This window comes from Actinomadura luteofluorescens (genome assembly GCF_013409365.1).
Classification (GTDB): Bacteria; Actinomycetota; Actinomycetes; order Streptosporangiales; family Streptosporangiaceae; genus Spirillospora; species Spirillospora luteofluorescens.
This window is the reverse complement of sequence record NZ_JACCBA010000001.1, coordinates 6,200,493-6,219,084: the sequence shown is the minus strand read 5'-3', so window position 1 is coordinate 6,219,084 and position 18,592 is coordinate 6,200,493. Positions and strand designations below refer to the sequence as shown.

Genomic DNA, 18,592 nt, shown 5'->3' with positions numbered 1-18,592 from the left:
ACTGGTCCGGACACGGCATGCGAAAGGGCCGCGGAGCGGGGACCACTCCGCGGCCCTCAGGCAAGTAAGGGCTGCTAGCCCCGGATGTCACGCACCCAGGACACTCCGAACGATGGCATGGTCACGACGTCGACCCCCTCCTCCCCAGACTCGCTGCGCACCGATCATCATGCCCGGCGGGAAAGCTCGATCGGCGCACACCCTCCCCTTTACCGGTTCACCTTAGAAGGTGCCGCCAGAAATGAAGCCATGATCGGCCGATTCAGGTCAGGAACGGTTCAGCGCGGCGAGGACTTCGCGGGCGACCGCGGTGGCGGTCTCGAGGCAGGCGCGCTCCCGGGCGTCCGCCCGTCCCCCGCGCGGCGCCTGCTCGCTGTAGCTGACCGTGAAGACCGCGTTGCGGATCCGTGCCGTGACCTGCCCGACCACGGTCGGCTGCCCCTCGTCGGTCTTGAACCAGCGGTACGCCTCGTCCCCGATGCCGTCCCGGCGCTCCAGGGTGACGGTCCGCACGAGCGGCGCGTCGTGCGCCTGGGCCCACTGCGCGTCGTAGTAGCCCTCGGCGTCCTGGACGGGCGAAGCGGTGTCGCCCGGCGCGTACAGGTGCGCCTCCACTCGCAGCCAGCGGAACGCCGAGCCGGTCGAGGAGAACGTGCACGTCGTGAGCGTCGAGTTCGCGCTCTGCCGCCGCGTCGCCTTCGGCACGGCCCGTTCGGCCGTGGCCGCCGCGACCGTCCCGCACGGCGCCGGGAGCGCGTTGATCACCTTCTCGGGCGGGCCCGGCGTCGCGGACGGGCTGCCCGGCGGCGTCCGCGACGGGCCGCCCCGGGGCGTCCGCCGGGCGGCCTGCTGCTCGCTCCCCCCGGACATGACCAGGACGACCACGACCGCCGCGGCGGCGAGCGCCATGGCCGCCGCGAGCAGCGCGATCAGCCTGCGCGGGCGGCGTCCCGGGGCCGGCGGCTCCGGGCCGGAGTAGGGGCGGTGGAAAGGCTCGACCGGACGCTGAAGGCCCACGCCGCGCTCCTCACTCCCGTCCCGCCGACCGTTCCCGCCACCCGCCAACGTAACCAGGGCCGCCGCGCGTGACCAGGCCCCCTGGCGGTGCCGTTCGTCAGACCCGGTGGTCACAATGAAGGGATGCTGATAGCGGACATCGCACGGACCTCGGAGGCGGTCGCGGGCACCTCGGGCCGCAAGGCCAAGGTGTCCGCGCTCGCGGAGTGCCTGCGCGCGGCCGACGCGGGCGAGGCCGCGACCGTGGTCGCCTACCTGTCCGGCGAGCTGCCGCAACGCCAGATCGGGGTGGGGTACGCCGCGCTGCGCGACCTCCCGCCGCCCGCCGCGGAGCCGTCCCTGACCGTCCCCGGGGTGGACGCGGCGTTCGGCGAGATCGGCGCGGTGTCCGGGCCCGGTTCGGTCGCCCGGCGGCGCGAGCTGCTCGCGGCGCTGTTCGGCCGCGCCACCGCCCCCGAGCAGGGCTTCCTCATCAGGCTGCTGGCGGGCGAGCTGCGGCAGGGCGCGCTGGACGGGGTGATGGCCGAGGCGATCGCGGCGGCGGCGGGGGTGCCGTCCGCCGAGGTCCGGCGCGCGTTCATGCTGCGCGGCTCGCTCGGCCCGGTCGCGACGACCGCCCTCGCCGAGGGGGTGGACGGGCTGCGCGCGTTCACGCTGGAGGTGGGCCGGCCGGTCAAGCCGATGCTGGCCGCCGCCGCGCCGTCGGTCGACGAGGCCTTCGCCAAGCTCAGGGGCGAGGCGGCCGTCGAGTGGAAGCTCGACGGCATCCGCGCGCAGGTGCACGTGTCCGGCGGCGGGGTCCGGGTGTTCACCCGGACGCTGGACGAGATCACCTCCCGGCTGCCGGAGGTGGTGGAGGCGGTGCGGGGGCTGCCCGTCCGCGAGGCCGTGTTCGACGGCGAGCTGATCGCCCTGCGGCCGGACGGCCGCCCCCACCCGTTCCAGGTCACCTCCGCCCGCACCGCGACCCGCACGGCGAAGGACACCGAGCCGGTGCCGCTGGCCGTCTTCCTGTTCGACGTGCTGTACCTCGTGGAGGCCGGCGACGCCCCTCCGCAGGGCGCGCGCGGCGAGGACCTGCTCGACGCGCCCGGGGCCGAGCGGTACGAGGCGCTCGCGCGGGTCGTCCCGGAGGAGCTGCGGATGCCCCGTGCGGTCACCGGCGACCCCGCGCGGGCCAAGGAGGTCTTCGACGAGGCCGTCGCGCGCGGCCACGAGGGCGTCGTGGTCAAGTCCCTCGACACCCCGTACACGGCCGGGCGGCGCGGCGCGGGCTGGATCAAGGTCAAGCCCCGGCACACCCTCGACCTCGTCGTCCTCGCCGTCGAGTGGGGGCACGGCCGCCGGCAGGGCCTGCTGTCCAACCTGCACCTCGGCGCCCGCGACCCCGAGACCGGCGGCTTCGTCATGCTCGGCAAGACCTTCAAGGGGCTCACCGACGAGCTGCTCGCCTGGCAGACGGAGAAGCTGCGCGCGCTGGCCGTGCGCGAGGACTCCTGGACGGTGCACGTCCGGCCCGAACTGGTCGTCGAGATCGCGTTCGACGGCGTCCAGCACAGCCCCCGCTATCCCGGCGGCATCGCGCTGCGGTTCGCCCGCGTCCTGCGCTACCGGCCCGACAAGTCCGCCGCCGAAGCCGACACGATCGACACGGTCCGGGCCGTCGCCCCCGTCATGGACTGAGCTCGGGGGCCTGCGCGGGCGGCTGCTCCCCGGACGGCGGCTCGTCGCCGTGCGCGCGGCCGCGGGCACGCCGGGCGGACGCGGCGCGGGTCCGCAGGCGCGACCCGGTCTGCCCCCGCACGCGCGACAGGGTGCGGCGGCGCGCCCGGGCGGCGGCCTCCCGGTGGGCGCGGGCCGCGGCGTTGCGTTCGGCACGCTCGACGGCCTCCCGCTGCGCCCGCGCGGCGGCGCGACGTGCAGCCCTGCGCTCGGCCCGGCGCGCCCGGCCGCGTTCGGCCCGGCGTTCGGCGCGCCGCTCGGCGCGGGCGGCGGCGCGGGCCAGCTTGCGGCGGCGGGCCCGCTCGGCGGCCTCGGTGCGGCGCTGCAGCAGCTCGGGCGGGATGAGGTCGTGCCGGCCCGCGATGAACTCCTGCACCCAGATCTTGGCGCGGATCAGCGGCCGCCTGAGCCTCGTCTCGCGCCGGACGGCCCGCTGGTAGCGGCGCGAGCCGGGGTCGTAGCGCCAGCGCGACCAGGGCGAGCCGGGCCGCGCCACCCGGATCGCACCGAAGATCAGCAGCGCGGGCACGAACAGCCCGAGCAGCCCCGTCCAGATCTTGCCCTTCAGCAGCGTGACCACGGCGAGGACGAGGTTGACCGCGAGGGAGGCGACGTAGACGCGGGTGATCAGTCCGGTGCCCGGGTCGGGCGCGATGCCCTCGTAGCCGAGGGGGCGGATGCCGAGCAGCAGCAGCCCGGTCACCGCCATGGCGACGAACACGGCGTCGACGGACGCGCGGCCCTTCTCCGTCCAGTAGACGTCGCTGAGGTGCAGGATCAGCGCGAACTCGTCCAGGACGAGGGCGGAGCCCATGCCGAACACCACCGCCGCGGCGAGGTCGAGGCCGACGTAGGCGTCCGGGACGGCGAGGCTCGCCACCCCGCCCATCAGCATCAGCACCACGCCGAACACGACGTGGTGGATGTGCACGTCGCCGGCCTTCACGTTCCGGAACCACCAGCGCACGTCCGCGCGGATCAGCCGGACGTTCACCCGCGTCAGCACGAAAGTGACCATGAACGCGACGAAGAAGCCGAACAGCGGAAGCCGCCCGGTCGCCACGATGCGTTCGTCGAACATCTCGATCATCTGCCCCCCGCCTCCTCAATGATGCACCGTGACATGCGCGGATATCGTGGGACCCTGCCGACGATCAAGGAGAGAGCCGCCATGAGCCGCATCGTGGACCGCTGCGATCCCGGATACCGGGCGTGGATCGCCGAGGCGATCCGGCTCGTGGACGCCGACGCCAACCGCAGCGCCGACACGCACCTGCACGTGTTCCCGCTGCCGCCGGAGTGGGGCATCGACCTCTACCTGAAGGACGAGTCCGTCCATCCCACGGGTTCGCTGAAGCACCGGCTCGCGCGGTCGCTGTTCCTGTACGGGCTGGCGAACGGCTGGATCCGCCAGGACACGACGATCATCGAGGCGTCCAGCGGGTCGACGGCGGTGTCGGAGGCGTACTTCGCGCGGCTGCTCGGCCTGCCGTTCGTCGCGGTCATGCCCGCCACCACCAGCCCGGAGAAGATCCAGCTCATCGAGTTCCACGGCGGCCGCTGCCATCTGGTGGCCGACCCGTCGGCGATCTACGAGGAGTCGCGGCGGCTCGCGGCGGAGTGCGGCGGCCACTTCATGGACCAGTTCACCTTCGCCGAGCGGGCGACGGACTGGCGCGGCAACAACAACATCGCCGAGTCGATCTTCGAGCAGATGCGGCTGGAGCGGTTCCCCGAGCCGTCCTGGATCGTGGTGGGCGCGGGCACCGGCGGGACGTCCGCGACGATCGGCCGGTACGCCCGCTACCAGCGGTTCCAGACGCGGCTCGCGGTCGTCGACCCCGAGGGGTCGGCGTTCCACGGCTCGTTCGCCGACGGCGATCCCGCCCGGACGGCGGCGGGCTCGCGGATCGAGGGCATCGGCCGTCCCCGCGTCGAGCCGTCGTTCCTGCCGACGGTGATCGACCGGATGATCCGGGTGCCGGACGCGGCGTCCATCGCGGCGATGCGCTGGACGAGCGAGGTCAGCGGCCGCGGCGTCGGCGGCTCGACCGGCACGAACATGTGGGGCGCGGCCGAGCTGATCGCGCAGATGCGGGCCCGCGGCGAGCGCGGCAGCGTCGTCACGCTCATCTGCGACGGCGCCGAGCGCTACGCGGGGACCTACGGGTCGGACGCGTGGCTGGCGCGGCAGGGCCTCGACATCGCCCCCTACCGGGCCGCGCTGGACGGTTTCCTGAAGACCGGCACGATGCCGGACGTCACCCGGTGACGCGGATCGGATTGAACAGGTCGGCGTAGATCAGCAGGCCGCCCATGACGATCAGGACGACGGCCATCACGTAGGTGACCGGCAGCGCCTTGGCGACGTCCACGTAACCCGGGTCGGGCCTGCGCAGGATCCGCGCGAACGCCTTCTTGATCGCTTCCAGGAGGGCGCCGGCGATGTGCCCGCCGTCGAGCGGCAGCAGCGGGATGAGGTTGAACAGCCCGACGGCGAGGTTCAGCGAGCCGAGCAGCATCACGAAGAAGGAGACCTTCTGCGTGCCGGTGAAGTCGTGGGACGCGGCGACCTCGCCGCCGATCCGGCTGACGCCGACGACGCCGATCGGCCCGTTCGGGTCGCGCTCGTGACCGCCGAAGGCGGCGTTCCACACGCCGACCATCTTCTGCGGCATGCGCACCAGCGCGCCGACGGTGCGCGCGGTCAGGTCGCCCATGGTGCTCGCGACCGCGCCGGGCCCCTGCCGCTCGATCCCGCTGGACGGGGTGATGCCGAGGAACCCGACGTTGACGACCTTGTCCTCGTCCTTGAGGTCGTACATCTGGTTGCGGGTGATGGGGACGTTCAGCCGCACGTCCCTGCCGTCCCGCCGGACGGTCATCGGGACGGTCTTGCCGCCGTCCTCGCGGATCAGCCGCTGCAGCTGCGGATACTCGTCGATCTTCTTGCCGTCGAAGGCCACGATCCGGTCGCCGGCCTGGAGGCCGACCTGCCGCGCGGGCGTCGGCGCCGCGTTCGCGGGGCACTCGGTGACCTTGGCGCTGGCCGGCACCATGCACTCGGCCACCTCCTTGATCACCGGCTGCGGCTGGTTGACGCCGATGCCCATCAGCAGGATCGCGAAGAACATCACCGACAGGAGCAGGTTCATCGCGGGCCCGCCGAACATGATGAGCATCTTCTGCCACCACTTCTTGGCGTAGAACACGCGGTCGCCGTCGCCGGGCCCGACCTCCTCCAGCGAGGCGCCCCGCGCGGACTCGATGAGTCCCTGCCACGGCCCGGTGCTGATCCGCCGCACCTGCCCCGGCGCGTCGCCCTTGCGCGGCGGCAGCATGCCGATCATGCGGATGTAGCCGCCGAGCGGGATCCATTTGACGCCGTACTCGGTCTCGCCCTTGGTCTTCGACCACATGGTGGGCCCGAACCCGACCATGAACTGCGTGGTCCGCACCTTGAACAGTTTCGCGAAGGTGAAGTGCCCGAGCTCGTGCAGCGCGATGGAGACCAGCAGGCCGAAGAAGAGGATCAACGCTCCAGCCAGGTAGTAGACCATGCGGCGTGCCCTCCGGGTCCGTCCACCCCGCACCCGGGGGTGATCTCCGACAACCAGTTCAGAGTACGTTACGGCCCGCGTTCCGGTTGAAGCGAACGCAGAAGCCGCACGCGCCGGAGGCCGCTTTGATGCGCGGTGCTAACCCGCCCGCGCGTCATTGGCACGGGAGCCCGTATCCACGGGAAGGGCCGACCCCGCATCATGAGCCCCCACCCGCCCCACGGAGGTTCCCTTGAAGCGCGGTCACATAGCGGCAACGGCGCTGATCCTGCCCCTGGCCCTGGCCGGCTGCGGCGGCGACGACGGCAAGCCGACGAGCGCCTCGTCACCCCCGCCCCCGACCGCCGCGACGACGGCCCCGTCCACCCCCAAGCCCGGCAAGGGCACCGAGACGACGCCCCTGCCCCCGGCCCAGTCCAAGGCGGTCAAGGCCTTCAACGACTGCATGCAAAAGCAAGGCGTCCAGATGCCGACCCCCAACCCCACGAGAACCCCCGCCCCCGACGAGCTACAGAAGATCAGAACCGCCCTCCAAACCTGCGTGAAGTCCATGTCCACTCCCCCCACCCCCCACTAAACAAAGACGCCCACCCCCAAACCGCCGAAGGCGACCCGAACCCCCACCCGCGCAACGCCGAAGGCGACCCGAACCCCAACCATCGTCCCGAGCCGAAGCGGGGGAGACCGCAACACCAACAAGGAGCGCAACAGCCGAGACGACCCGGGCCAAGGGACTGGCGGAACAGGCGCACCCCAGCAGCACCGTCTAACGAAGCCACCTCAGCCGCCGCCTCAGCCCCGCGACAGCCTCAACACTCGCGATCGCGTCCAAAGGCAGGTTCGAGCTTGCGAGAACCTGATCGCGCAGCGAGCCGCCAGGCGAGCCGGAGCGATGCAGCGATCGCACGCGTTTTTTCAGGTCGGGGCCCCCAAGGCCCCGACCTGAAAAAAAGCAATGAACACTGCTAGCCTTCTTCGACAGCTGATGATCCCGTGCGGGAGAGTCCCTCGCAGCCGGTGGGGGACGCCGAAGGAGCAAATCCTCCCCGGAACCTCTCAGGCCCATGGACCGCACGGGCCAGGCGACCTCTGGAAAGCGGGGACCGTGGTCCCCCGCCGAAGGTGAAAGCCGGCCGCGTTGCGGCGGGTGAAGCTCTCAGGCGCCGATGACAGAGGGGGAGGCACCGATACGCCCGGTGCGCGAGTGGGACGATGGACCACGCGCGCCCGTGACGAAGGAGCCGATCCCATGTCCGCCGATCCGACCGTGAAGAAGACGCCGCTGCACGACGTCCATGAGGACCTCGGCGCGAATCTCGTCGATTTCGCGGGCTATCTGATGCCGCTGCGCTACGCGAGCGAGACCGCCGAGCACCAGGCCGTCCGCACGGGTGCGGGGCTGTTCGACCTGTCGCACATGGGGGAGATCTTCCTCTCGGGGCCGGGCGCGGGGGCCGCGCTGGACTTCGCGCTGGTCGGGAATCTGTCGCCGATGCCGGTGGGCAAGGCCCGCTACACGATGATCTGCGGGCACGACGGCGGCGTCCTGGACGACCTGATCGTCTACCGGCTCGCCGACGAGACGTGGATGGTGGTGGCGAACGCCGCGAACGCCGCCGTGGTCCGGGAGGCGCTGGTCGAGCGCGCCGCGGGGTTCGAGGCCGCGGTGGACGACCGGTCCGACTCGTACGCGCTGATCGCGCTGCAGGGGCCGCGTTCCCAGGGGATCCTCGAGGGGTTCACGGACGCGCCGCTGGGGGACCTGAAGTACTACGCGATCCTGGCGGGGCGGGTCGCGGGCGTGGACGCGCTGGTGGCGCGCACCGGGTACACGGGCGAGGACGGGTTCGAGCTGTTCGTGGACGCGGCCGACGCGGTCGGGTTGTGGCGGGCGCTCGCGGCGGTGGAGGGGGTCGTCCCGGCGGGGTTGTCGGCTCGTGACACGTTGCGCCTGGAGGCGGGGATGCCGCTGTACGGGAACGAGTTGACGGCGGAGACGACGCCGTTCGAGGCGGGCCTCGGCCGGGTCGTGAAGCTGGACAAGCCAGGCGATTTCGTGGGGAAGTCGGCTCTGGCGGCGCAGGCGCAGACCCCGCCGGGCCGTAGGCTCGTGGGACTGGTCGCGCGGGGGCGTCGCGCGCCCCGCAAGGGGTACCAGGTGGTCACGTCCGGCGGCGCGCCGTGCGGAATCGTGACGAGCGGCGCCCCGTCGCCCACACTGGGCACGCCGATCGCCATGGCGTACCTCGACAGCGGCGTCGAGGAGGCGGGCCTCGCCGTGGACGTCCGCGGCCGGCAGGAGCCGGTGGACGTGGTGGCCCTGCCGTTCTACAAGCGTCCCTGATCTGCAAGCGTTCCTGAACAAGTTGTCCGGCGGTGTGGGGCGCGCCCCCACAGTGGAAAGAGAGAAGTGATCGTGAGCGTTCCGGAGGAGCTCCGCTACAGCGAGGAGCACGAGTGGGTGTCGGGCCTCGGTGGCGAGGACGGCATCGTCACGGTCGGCATCACCGCGCACGCCGCCGACGCCCTCGGTGAGATCGTCTACATCGAGCTGCAGCCGTCGGAGGGCGACGCCGTCGAGGCGGGCGAGCCGTGCGGCGAGGTGGAGTCGACCAAGTCGGTCAGCGACCTCTACTCCCCCGTCAGCGGCGAGATCACCGCGGTGAACACCGCGGTGGTGGACGAGCCGAAGGTCATCAACGACGACCCGTACGGCGAGGGCTGGATCTTCAAGGTGCGGATCTCGGAGGAGCCGGGCGACCTGCTCGACTCCGCCGCCTACGACAAGCTGATCGAGGAAGCATGAGCCTGAACGACTCCCTCGCGACGGCCGATCCGGAGGTCGCCGAGGCCGTCGCGGCGGAGCTGCGGCGCCAGCAGGGCACCCTGGAGATGATCGCGTCGGAGAACTTCGCGCCCGTCTCGGTGCTGGAGGCGCAGGGGTCGGTCCTGACGAACAAGTACGCCGAGGGGTATCCGGGGCGCCGCTACTACGGCGGCTGCGAGTTCGTCGACGTCACCGAGCAGCTCGCCATCGACCGGGCGAAGGCGCTGTTCGGCGCCGAGCACGCGAACGTCCAGCCGCACAGCGGGGCGCAGGCCAACACGGCGGTGTACTTCGCGCTGCTCCAGCACGGCGACACGATCCTCGGCCTCGACCTCGCGCACGGCGGGCATCTCACGCACGGGATGCGGCTGAACTACTCCGGCAAGGTGCTGAACGTGGTGCCGTACCACGTCCGCGCCGAGGACGGCCTGGTCGACATGGACGAGGTCGCCTCGCTCGCGGCCGAGCACCGGCCGAAGATGATCGTGGCGGGCTGGTCGGCGTACCCGAGGCAGCTCGACTTCGCCGCGTTCCGGCGGATCGCCGACTCGGTCGGGGCGCTGCTCATGGTCGACATGGCGCATTTCGCGGGCCTGGTCGCGGCGGGGCTGCACCCGTCGCCCGTCCCGCACGCCGACATCGTGACGACCACGACGCACAAGACGCTCGGCGGCCCCCGCGGCGGGCTGATCCTCGCCCGCGAGGAGTACGGCAAGAAGATCAACTCGGCGGTGTTCCCCGGGATGCAGGGCGGCCCGCTGGAGCACGTGATCGCCGCGAAGGCCGTCGCCCTGAAGATCGCCGCGTCGGAGGAGTTCCGTGCCCGGCAGGCGGCGACGGTGGAGGGCGCGAAGCTGCTCGCCGAGCGCCTGCTCGCCGAGGACTCCGCCAAGGCCGGCGTGAGGGTGCTGACCGGCGGGACGGACGTCCACCTCGTGCTGGTCGACCTGGTGGACTCCGAGCTCACCGGGCGGGACGCCGAGGACCGCCTGCACGACATCGGCATCACGGTCAACCGCAACGCGGTGCCGAACGACCCGCGTCCGCCGATGGTGACCTCCGGTCTGCGCATCGGCACCCCGGCCCTGGCGACCCGCGGTTTCACCGCCGAGGACTTCGCCGAGGTCGCGGACGTGATCGCGCTGGCGCTGCAGCCGTCCTTCGACCGGGACGCGCTCGCGGCCCGGGTGAAGGCGCTGGCCGACAGGCACCCCCTGTACCCGAACCTGTGACGTTCCGGCGCCCCCTCCCCCGGCCGGGGTTCCCCTCCGGGGGAGGGGGCGCGGCTACAACGAGGTAGCTATGGCCATCAGCGTTTTCGACCTTTTCAAGATCGGTATCGGTCCGTCGTCGTCCCACACGGGCGGGCCGATGGCGGCGGCGCACCGGTTCGCGCGGGGCCTCCAGAGTGACGGGCTGCTGGAGAAGACCGCGTCCGTCGCCGTGACCCTCTACGGGTCGCTCGGCCTCACCGGCAAGGGCCACGGCTCCGACAAGGCCGTCATCCTCGGGCTGGAAGGCGACAAGCCGGAGCTCGTCGACGTCGACCGGGTGGACGAGCGGCTCGCCGCGATCCGCGAGCGCGGGGCCCTGCGCCTGTTCGGCGACCACGACGTCCCGTTCGTGGTCAACGAGCACCTGGTGTTCGAGCGCAAGGAGTCGCTGCCCGGCCACCCGAACGGGATGCGCTTCACGGCTCTGGACGCCTCGGGCGAGGAGCTGCGCGCCAAGGTGTACTACTCGGTGGGCGGCGGCTTCATCCTGGACGAGAACGCCACCGGCGCCGACCGCATCAAGCCCGACGACACCGTCCTGCCGTACCCGTTCGACACGGCCGCCGAGCTGCTCGAACGCTGCCGGGAGACGGGCCTGTCGATTTCCGCGCTGATGCTGGAGAACGAGAAGGCGTTCGGCCGCGGCGCCGCCGAGATCCACGACGGGCTGCTCGAACTCTGGGAGGTCATGCGCGCCTGCGTCTCCCGGGGCTGCACCCGCGAGGGCCTCCTGCCGGGCGGGCTCAAGGTGCGCCGCCGCGCTCCCCAGCTGCACCGCCAGCTCTCGGTCGAGAAGGCGTCCGATCCGCTCCACGCGATGGACTGGATCACCCTGTTCGCGCTCGCCGTCAACGAGGAGAACGCCGCGGGCGGCCGCATCGTCACCGCCCCGACCAACGGCGCCGCGGGCATCATCCCGGCCGTCCTGCACTACTACGACCGGTTCATCCCGGGCCGGGACGACGAGGGCGTGGTGCGGTTCCTGCTGACCGCGGGGGCGATCGGCGTGCTGTTCAAGCAGAACGCCTCGATCTCCGGCGCCGAGGTGGGCTGCCAGGGCGAGGTCGGTTCGGCCTGCTCGATGGCCGCCGCCGGGCTCACCGAGGTCCTCGGCGGCACCCCGGAGCAGGTGGAGAACGCCGCGGAGATCGGGATCGAGCACAATCTCGGCCTGACCTGCGACCCCGTCGGCGGCCTGGTGCAGGTGCCCTGCATCGAGCGCAACGCCGTCGGTGCCGTGAAGGCCATCAGCGCCGCCCGGATCTCGCTGCGGGGCGACGGCCGCCACTTCGTCTCGCTCGACAAGGCCATCAAGACCATGCGCGACACCGGCCGCGACATGCTCGACAAGTACAAGGAGACCTCGCGCGGCGGCCTCGCCGTCAACGTCATCGAGTGCTGAGCTCCGGCGCTACCGGAGCGGGATGTCGAGCCCGTGCTCGCCGGCGGGGCGCGGGCCGTGGATGCGGTCGCCGGAATCCACGGCGACCCCACCGCCGCCGCCCGTGCCCGCGCCGGCACCGAACTCCTCCTGGACAGGAACGCCCGGGGTTGACCCTGCCGTTGGCGGCAGGGTTGCACGCTGGCGCCATGGAGACGAACTCACACGACAGGGTCGTTCTGGTCACCGGCGCGGGAACCGGCATCGGACGGGCGACGGCCCGCATGTTCGCGGCCGAGGGCGCCCGGGTCGTGGCCGTCGGACGGCGGCCCGAACCGCTGGCCGAGACCGCGCAGGGACACCCCCGGATCGAGCCCCTCGCCGCCGACATCACCGGCGACGGCGCCGCCGAGGAGATCGTGCGCAGGGTGACGGACGCGCACGGACGGCTGGACGTGCTGGTCAACAACGCGGCGGTCGTCCGGAGCGGAACCCTGGAGACGCTCGCTCCGGAGGCGATCGCGCCGCAGCTCGCGACGAACCTGGTGGCGCCCGTCCTGCTGACCCAGGCGGCGCTGCCTGCGCTGGACGGCGGCGGGGTCGTCGTCAACGTCAGCACGTCCGTCGGGCAGCGGGGCTGGCCGGGCAACGCGTTCTACGCCGCCACCAAGGCGGCGCTGGAGACGCTCACGCGCAGCTGGGCGCTGGAGCTCGCGCCGCGCGGCATCCGGGTGGCCGCCGTGGCGCCCGGTGCGATCGCCACCCCGATCGGCGCGCACCAGGGCCTGTCCGCCGAGCGGCTGGCGGCGCTCCGGCGGTGGCAGATCGAGCACACCCCGCTCGGCCGCGTCGGGCGCCCCGAGGAGGTCGCGTGGGCGATCACGCGCCTGGCCTCGCCGGACGCCTCGTTCGTCACCGGGGCCGTCCTCGCGGTGGACGGAGGGGCGGTGGTCGCCTGAGCCAGAGAGCCGACCGCCTGGTAGAACCGGGGGCGGAGGTGGTGGCGGTGCGGATCGGCGAGCTGGCGCGGATCACCGGGACGACGCCGCGGGCGCTGCGGCACTACGAGGAGGCGGGGCTGATCACGTCCCGGCGGGCGGACAACGGGTACCGGATCTACGACGGGAGCGCGGCCGTGCGGGTCCGCAACATCCGGGAGCTGCTCGCCGTCGGCCTCACGCTCGACGACGTGCGCGCGTTCTCGGTCTGCCTGGACGGCGACGTGGCGGCCTCGCCCCCGTCCGAGCGGGGCCTCCGGATCGCACGCGACCGCCTCGCCGTCCTCGACGCCCGCATAGCCGCCCAGACCAGGGCCCGCGACCACCTGGCCACCGCTCTCGCCCAGGCGGCCGACCGCCGCCCCGCCCCGGCCCGCTGACGCGCGCCCGCCGGCGGGTGTCCTGGAATATCCGGTTCCGCCGCTCCCCGGAACCGTGTGAGGATCACCGCATGCCGATCGATCCGCACCTGCTCGCGCTGTTCTTCGTGACCTCCGTCATCGCCATGGTGATCCCCGGTCCCGACATGCTGTTCGTCCTCGGGTGCGGCATGCGCGGCGGCCCGCGGGCGGGGCTGCTCGCCACGGCCGGGGTCGCGACGAGCGAGGCCGTGCACGTCGCCGTGGCGGCGGCGGGGCTGGCGGCGCTCTTCGCGGCGGTGCCGGTCGCGTTCACGGTGGTCCGGGTCGCCGGGGCCGCCTACCTGATCTTCCTGGGCGTGCAGACCCTGCGGCACCGCAGGGACGTGGACGCGGCGCCGGCGGGGGTCTCGGGGCGGCGGGCGTATCTCAACGGGCTGCTGACCAACCTGCTGAACCCGAAGATGGTCACCTTCACCATCGCGTTCCTGCCCCAGTTCATCGATCCCGGGCTCGGGCACGTGTGGGCGCAGTTCGCGATCCTCGGCGCCGTCCTGATCGCGCTGGAGTTCCTCGTGGACGGCACGGTCGGCGTCCTCGCCGGACGCATCGGAGACTGGCTGCGCCGCCGGCACACCGCCCGCCGGCGACTCAACGCCACCGTGGGCACGCTGTTCATCGGCCTCGGCGTCCGCCTGGCCGCCGAGCGCTGACACCGTGCCGCCACACCCCCGCCCCGCCGGTCGCGGGCGGGGTCAGGGGCGGGCGCCTCGGCCGGTCGGGGAGTGGGCGCCGCGGCGGGCCTCGCCGCCGCAGTGACGGCAGACGACCTGGGGGCTGACGGCCTCGCCGCAGGAGTGGCGCCAGCTGACGGGCGGGTCGTCCGGGTGCAGATGCCGGTCGCCCCAGGCCATCAGCACGAGCAGCACGTCGCACAGCTCCATGCCCGCGGGCGTGAGGCGGTACTCGTAGCGCACCGGGTGGTCGCTGTAGCGCTCGCGGCTGATGATGCCGTTCGCCTCCAGCTTGCGGAGGCGGGCGGTGAGGATGTCGCGGGACGCGCCGGTGTTGCGGACGATCTGGTCGAACCGCCGCACCCCGTAGCTCAGCTCCCGGATCGCCAGCAGACTCCAGCGCTCGCCGACCAGGTCCAGGGTGTCGGCGATCGAGCACTCGCGCGGATCGGCGTCCTTCGGCATACCGGGAAGCCTAGAGCCTGTCTCGAAGTGGCCTGGGCAGGGCACGTCAGAGCCGCTCCACGATGGTGGCGTTGGCCAGCCCGCCCGCCTCGCACATCGTCTGCAGGCCGAACCGGCCGCCGCGGTCCTCCAGGGCGTGCAGCAGCGTCGTCATGAGGCGGGCGCCGCTCGCGCCGAGCGGGTGGCCGAGGGCGATCGCGCCGCCGCGCACGTTGACGCGGGCGAGGTCGGCGCCGGTCTCGCGCGCCCACGCCAGGACGACCGGGGCGAACGCCTCGTTCACCTCGAACAGGTCGATGTCGTCCAGCGTGAGGCCCCCGCGCTCCAGCACCCGCGCGGTCGCGGGGATGATCGCGGTGAGCATCAGCAGGGGGTCGTCGCCGGTCACGGCGAAGGCGTGGAAGCGGGCGCGCGGGCGCAGGCCGAGCCGCGCGGCGACGTCGGCGCCCATGACCAGGACGGCGGCGGCGCCGTCGTTGACCGGGGAGGCGTTGCCCGCGGTGATCTTCCAGCCGATCTCGGGGAACCGCTCGGCCGTCCGCTCGTCGTGGTAGGCGGGCTTCAGGGCGGCGAGGGCCTCCGGCGACGTCCCCGGGCGGACGGTCTCGTCCCGCTGGCCCGTCCAGGCGACCTCCCGGTCGAACTCGCCGTTCTTCCACGCCTCGGCGGCGCGGCGGTGGGACTCGAAGGCGTAGGCGTCGAGCTCCTCCCGCGACAGGTCCCAGCGGGCGGCGATCAGCTCGGCGCTGATGCCCTGGCCGACGAGCCCGCCCGGGTAGCGGTCGGGGAGCAGCGTCCCGAACGGATCGCTGCCCGGCAGGACGCTCGATCCCATCGGGACCCGCGACATCGACTCGACCCCGCACGCGATGGCGATGTCGTAGGCGCCGCTCTGCACGCCCTGCGCCGCGATGTGCAGGGCCTGCTGGGACGAGCCGCACTGCCGGTCGACCGTCATGGCGGGGACGCTCTCGGGGAACCCGGCGGCGAGGACGGCCGTGCGGGTGAGGTTGAGCGCCTGGTCGCCCGCCTGGGTGACGACGCCGCCGATCACGTCGTCCACGGCCGCTGGGTCGATGCCCGCCCGCTCGACCAGGGACGTCAGCGTCCGGGCCAGCAGGTCGGCCGGATGGTCGCCGTGCAGGGCGCCGCCGGCCCTGCCCTTGCCGAGCGGCGTGCGCACGGCCTCCACGATCACCGCGTCGCGCATGGAACCCACCTCCGTTGCGTTTTCCAACTCACTCCGGAAGTATCCGCTCGGCGAACCGGGGAGCACAATCCACCGCAAAGGTGAGTTGGATTACACAACTAAGCAGGCGAAAACCCGGGGGCCGTAGCCGATCGCCACGACCCCCGGGTCTTCGGGCCGCTCAGCGGGAGGGGCCCATGCCGTTGTCCGTCTATACCCTCCATGCGTCGAAGAGCCCCTCGGTGGAGCCGCCCGAATGTCGTCGGTCGGACAAGCGTGCCTCCTGATCTCCTCGACGTCGCGTTCCCTTTGGACATTAGCCCCACAAGCCGACATAGACCCAAAATGGGAATTCAAGCCGCCGTCAAGCATCGGGGCCGCCGACCCGACGCGACCGTCTAGCCCTTGTACATCTCCCGCATCTTGCGCGCGGCGTCGCCCGGTTTGCGCTTCGGCCCCTTGCCCGTGGCCTCCTCGCCGCGGCGCGGCCGCTTCTCGCGCTCCGGTTCGGACTCCGCCTTGCCCGTGGGCTTCCCGGGCTTGCCAGGCTTGTCGTTCACGACAACTCCCCCGATGTCGTTCCAACTGTCGGTCCATAAGTACCCCGTCTAGCGGGGATAGAAGCGCACCTCGGGGCGGCCGACCTGGCCGTAGTGGGGGCGGCGGTCGGCCAGCCCGTTCTCCGCCAGGTACTCCAGATACCGGCGCGCGGTGACCCGGGAGACGCCGGTGAGGTCGGCGGCGGCCGCCGCGGACAGGCCGTCGGCGGACGAGGCCAGCACGTCGGTCACGGCCTGGAGCGTCTCGCCGCTCATCCCCTTGGGCAGCGCGTGGCGGTCGGGGGTGCGCAGGGTGGCGAGCATCCCGTCCACGTCCGCCTGCCCGCTGACCTCCCCCGAGCCCACCGCCTGCTCCCGGAACCGCGCGTACCGGACGAGCTTGTCGCGCAGCGACGCGAACGTGAACGGCTTCAGCAGGTACTGGACGATGCCGACCGCCACGGCGGTGCGGATCACCGCGAGGTCCCGCGCGGACGTCACGGCGATCACGTCCACGTCCCGTCCCCCGGCGCGCAGCGCGCGGCAGACGGTGAGGCCGTGCGTGTCCGGCAGGTAGAAGTCCAGCAGGACGACGTCGACCTGCGTCCGCTCGCAGAACCGCAGCGCGTCCGCCCCCGAGTGCACGACCCCGGCGACGGTGAACCCGGCGACCCGCTCGACGTAGGTCCGGTGCGCCTCCGCCGCCACCGGGTCGTCCTCGACGACCAGCACTCTGATCACGCTTCACCGTCCCCGCGCCGGGACCCGGCCGCTCGCGCCGCCAGGGGCAACCGGACCGTGAACACCGCGCCGCGGCCGGATCCGCTCGCGCTCACCCGCACGTCACCGCCGTTGCGGCGGACGGCCTGGCCGACCAGGGCGAGGCCGAGGCCGTGCCCGACCGGGCCGCCGGACGCCTTCGTCGTCCAGCCGCGCCGGAACATCGCGGGCACGGCGGACGGGTCCACGCCAGGCCCGCTGTCGGACACCTCCAGCACGAGCGCCCCGTCCTCCTCGCGGGCGCTGACGCCGACGCGCGGCGGCCGGTCGGCGGCGCCCTCGATCGCCGCGTCGACCGCGTTGTCGATGAGGTTGCCGAGAATGGTCACCAGGTCGCGCGGCTCGATCGCGCCCTCGATCACGGTGTCCTCGCCGATCACGAGCTCCACGCCGCGCTCCCCCGCCTCGGCGGACTTGCCGAGCAGCAGCGCGGCCAGCACGGGCTCGCCGACCGAGCCGACGACCCGGTCGGTGAGCCGCTGCGCGCTCGCCAGCTCGGCGGTCGCGAACTCCACGGCCTGCTCGGAACGGCCCAGCTCCACCAGCGACACCACCGTGTGCAGGCGGTTCGCGGCCTCGTGCGCCTGCGAGCGCAGCGACTCGGCGAACCCGCGCACCGTGTCCAGCTCGCCCGTCAGCGCCTGGAGCTCGGTGTGGTCCCTCAGGGTGACGACGTTGCCCATCACCCGGTCCCGCGACCGGACGGGCGAGGTGTTCACCACGAGGACCCGCGTGTCCCCCACGTGGATCTCGTCCGACCGCGGCACGGCCGACACCAGCGTCTCCACCAGCTCCTCCGGCAACCCGAGCTCCGCGACGTCGCGCCCGTGCGGCTCCCCGGCGGGCGCCCGGGACGGCGCCGCGTCCCCGCCGGCCGCACCGGACGGCCCGGCGTCAAGGTCGAGCAGGTGCCTGGCGGCGTCGTTGCAGAGCACGACGCGGCCGGTGCGGTCGAGGATGAGGAGGCCTTCGCGGACGGCGTGCAGGATCGCCTCGTAGTACTCGAACATGCCGCGCAGCTCGCCCGGGGCGACGCCCCGGGTCTGGCGGCGGAGGCGGGCGGAGACGAGGTAGCTGCCGGCCATCCCGACGGCGAGGACGGCCGCGGCGACGGCGCCGAGGGCCAGCAGGCGCCGGCGCAGCTCGGCCGAGATCGCCTTGACCGTGATGCCGACCGCGACCAGGGCGACCACGCGGTGGTCGTCGCCGAAGACGGGGGCGACGGTGCGCACGGACGGTCCGAGCGTTCCGGTGTAGGTCTCGGTGAACGTCCGGCCGGCGAGCGCGGGGGCGGTGTTGCCGACGAAGGTCCCGCCGATGCGCGACGGGTTCGGATGCGTGTAGCGGATCCCCGCCGGACTCATGATCGTGATGAAGTCGACGCCGGTGTCGTGCCGGACGCGCTCGGCGTAGGGCTGCAGCAGGCGGCTCGGGGCCGGGTCGGCGAGCGCCGCGCGGACGGTCGGGGCGTCGGCGATGCTCACCGCGACCGCCGACACCGTCTGGGTCGCGCTGTCGTCGACGGCGCGGCCGGAGTCCAGGAAGGCCAGCGCCGCGCCCGCCGCCACGAGGAGCCCGAGGACCGCCGCCTGGAGCGCGAGCAGCTGCCGCGCCAGGCTCCAGCGGCCCGGCGCCGTCCATCGAGGACGCACTCCGTCCCCCCTCCCGCCTCGGCCCCACCGCGTCTCGGTGTCACCACATCGCACCGTGCCGTGAACGAAATGTACACAAGGGTGACCCCGGTCAC

Annotated in this window: 18 protein-coding genes and 2 riboswitches; of the genes, 10 read left to right on the top strand and 8 right to left on the bottom strand. The window is 72.9% G+C overall.

Annotation, left to right across the window (positions count from 1 at the left end; translation table 11 throughout):
- Positions 1-267: 267 nt before the first annotated feature.
- Positions 268-1,017 (bottom strand): hypothetical protein, encoded by a 750-nt coding sequence (locus tag BJY14_RS29020; RefSeq protein ID WP_179846505.1) that lies wholly within the window; start codon positions 1,015-1,017, stop codon positions 268-270.
- Positions 1,018-1,140: 123 nt separating this feature from the next.
- Between BJY14_RS29020 and BJY14_RS29015 the strand changes: the two genes are divergently transcribed.
- Positions 1,141-2,700: an ATP-dependent DNA ligase gene (locus BJY14_RS29015; protein ID WP_179846504.1), complete on the top strand. Its 1,560-nt coding sequence runs from the start codon at positions 1,141-1,143 to the stop codon at positions 2,698-2,700.
- On the opposite strand, the gene BJY14_RS29010 is transcribed toward BJY14_RS29015, so the two are convergent.
- Positions 2,690-3,829, bottom strand: coding sequence for a hypothetical protein (locus tag BJY14_RS29010; protein WP_312879459.1), 1,140 nt, complete (start codon positions 3,827-3,829; stop codon positions 2,690-2,692). The genes BJY14_RS29015 and BJY14_RS29010 overlap by 11 nt on opposite strands.
- 81 nt (positions 3,830-3,910) lie before the next feature.
- Between BJY14_RS29010 and cds1 the strand changes: the two genes are divergently transcribed.
- Positions 3,911-5,011, top strand: a complete 1,101-nt coding sequence (cds1, locus tag BJY14_RS29005; protein ID WP_179846503.1) for an L-cysteine desulfhydrase Cds1 — start codon at positions 3,911-3,913, stop codon at positions 5,009-5,011.
- Here the strand turns inward: cds1 and BJY14_RS29000 are convergent.
- Positions 5,001-6,299 (bottom strand): M50 family metallopeptidase, encoded by a 1,299-nt coding sequence (locus tag BJY14_RS29000; RefSeq protein ID WP_179846502.1) that lies wholly within the window; start codon positions 6,297-6,299, stop codon positions 5,001-5,003. The genes cds1 and BJY14_RS29000 overlap by 11 nt on opposite strands.
- Positions 6,300-6,531: 232 nt before the next feature.
- Between BJY14_RS29000 and BJY14_RS28995 the strand changes: the two genes are divergently transcribed.
- From BJY14_RS28995 to BJY14_RS28960, 8 genes are all read left to right on the top strand, one after another.
- The gene (locus BJY14_RS28995) at positions 6,532-6,876 is read left to right on the top strand and encodes a hypothetical protein (protein WP_179846501.1); all 345 of its coding nucleotides are present in this window, start codon (positions 6,532-6,534) and stop codon (positions 6,874-6,876) included.
- 409 nt (positions 6,877-7,285) lie between these two features.
- Positions 7,286-7,381, top strand: a riboswitch (glycine riboswitch).
- Positions 7,382-7,385: 4 nt separating this feature from the next.
- Positions 7,386-7,475: riboswitch (glycine riboswitch) on the top strand.
- A gap of 73 nt (positions 7,476-7,548) precedes the next feature.
- A complete protein-coding gene (gene gcvT, locus BJY14_RS28990) occupies positions 7,549-8,643 on the top strand; it encodes a glycine cleavage system aminomethyltransferase GcvT (RefSeq protein ID WP_179846500.1) in 1,095 nt (364 codons plus the stop codon).
- Positions 8,644-8,715: 72 nt separating this feature from the next.
- Positions 8,716-9,105 (top strand): glycine cleavage system protein GcvH, encoded by a 390-nt coding sequence (gene gcvH, locus BJY14_RS28985; protein WP_179846499.1) that lies wholly within the window; start codon positions 8,716-8,718, stop codon positions 9,103-9,105.
- Positions 9,102-10,358 carry a serine hydroxymethyltransferase gene (gene glyA / locus BJY14_RS28980; RefSeq protein ID WP_179846498.1) on the top strand — a complete coding sequence of 419 codons (1,257 nt, stop codon included), beginning with the start codon at positions 9,102-9,104 and terminating at the stop codon, positions 10,356-10,358. The genes gcvH and glyA overlap by 4 nt, the downstream gene beginning before the upstream one ends.
- 70 nt (positions 10,359-10,428) lie before the next feature.
- The gene (locus tag BJY14_RS28975) at positions 10,429-11,802 is read left to right on the top strand and encodes an L-serine ammonia-lyase (RefSeq protein ID WP_179846497.1); all 1,374 of its coding nucleotides are present in this window, start codon (positions 10,429-10,431) and stop codon (positions 11,800-11,802) included.
- Positions 11,803-11,990: 188 nt separating this feature from the next.
- The gene (locus BJY14_RS28970; protein ID WP_179846496.1) at positions 11,991-12,740 is read left to right on the top strand and encodes an SDR family NAD(P)-dependent oxidoreductase; all 750 of its coding nucleotides are present in this window, start codon (positions 11,991-11,993) and stop codon (positions 12,738-12,740) included.
- A gap of 47 nt (positions 12,741-12,787) precedes the next feature.
- Positions 12,788-13,159 (top strand): MerR family transcriptional regulator, encoded by a 372-nt coding sequence (locus BJY14_RS28965; protein ID WP_179846495.1) that lies wholly within the window; start codon positions 12,788-12,790, stop codon positions 13,157-13,159.
- Positions 13,160-13,230: 71 nt separating this feature from the next.
- On the top strand, positions 13,231-13,851 hold the full coding sequence (locus BJY14_RS28960) for a LysE family translocator (RefSeq protein WP_179846494.1): 621 nt from the start codon (positions 13,231-13,233) through the stop codon (positions 13,849-13,851).
- Positions 13,852-13,893: 42 nt separating this feature from the next.
- Here the strand turns inward: BJY14_RS28960 and BJY14_RS28955 are convergent, their stop codons facing one another.
- From BJY14_RS28955 to BJY14_RS28935, 5 genes are all read right to left on the bottom strand, one after another.
- On the bottom strand, positions 13,894-14,337 hold the full coding sequence (locus BJY14_RS28955; protein WP_179846493.1) for a winged helix-turn-helix transcriptional regulator: 444 nt from the start codon (positions 14,335-14,337) through the stop codon (positions 13,894-13,896).
- Between the two features lie 46 nt (positions 14,338-14,383).
- Positions 14,384-15,547, bottom strand: coding sequence for a thiolase family protein (locus BJY14_RS28950; protein ID WP_179846492.1), 1,164 nt, complete (start codon positions 15,545-15,547; stop codon positions 14,384-14,386).
- A 377-nt stretch (positions 15,548-15,924) separates the two neighbouring features.
- The gene (locus BJY14_RS28945) at positions 15,925-16,086 is read right to left on the bottom strand and encodes a hypothetical protein (protein WP_179278653.1); all 162 of its coding nucleotides are present in this window, start codon (positions 16,084-16,086) and stop codon (positions 15,925-15,927) included.
- A 48-nt stretch (positions 16,087-16,134) separates the two neighbouring features.
- Positions 16,135-16,806, bottom strand: a complete 672-nt coding sequence (locus tag BJY14_RS28940) for a response regulator (protein WP_179846491.1) — start codon at positions 16,804-16,806, stop codon at positions 16,135-16,137.
- A complete protein-coding gene (locus BJY14_RS28935) occupies positions 16,803-18,497 on the bottom strand; it encodes a sensor histidine kinase (protein WP_312879458.1) in 1,695 nt (564 codons plus the stop codon). The genes BJY14_RS28940 and BJY14_RS28935 overlap by 4 nt, the downstream gene beginning before the upstream one ends.
- Positions 18,498-18,592 lie beyond the last annotated feature (95 nt).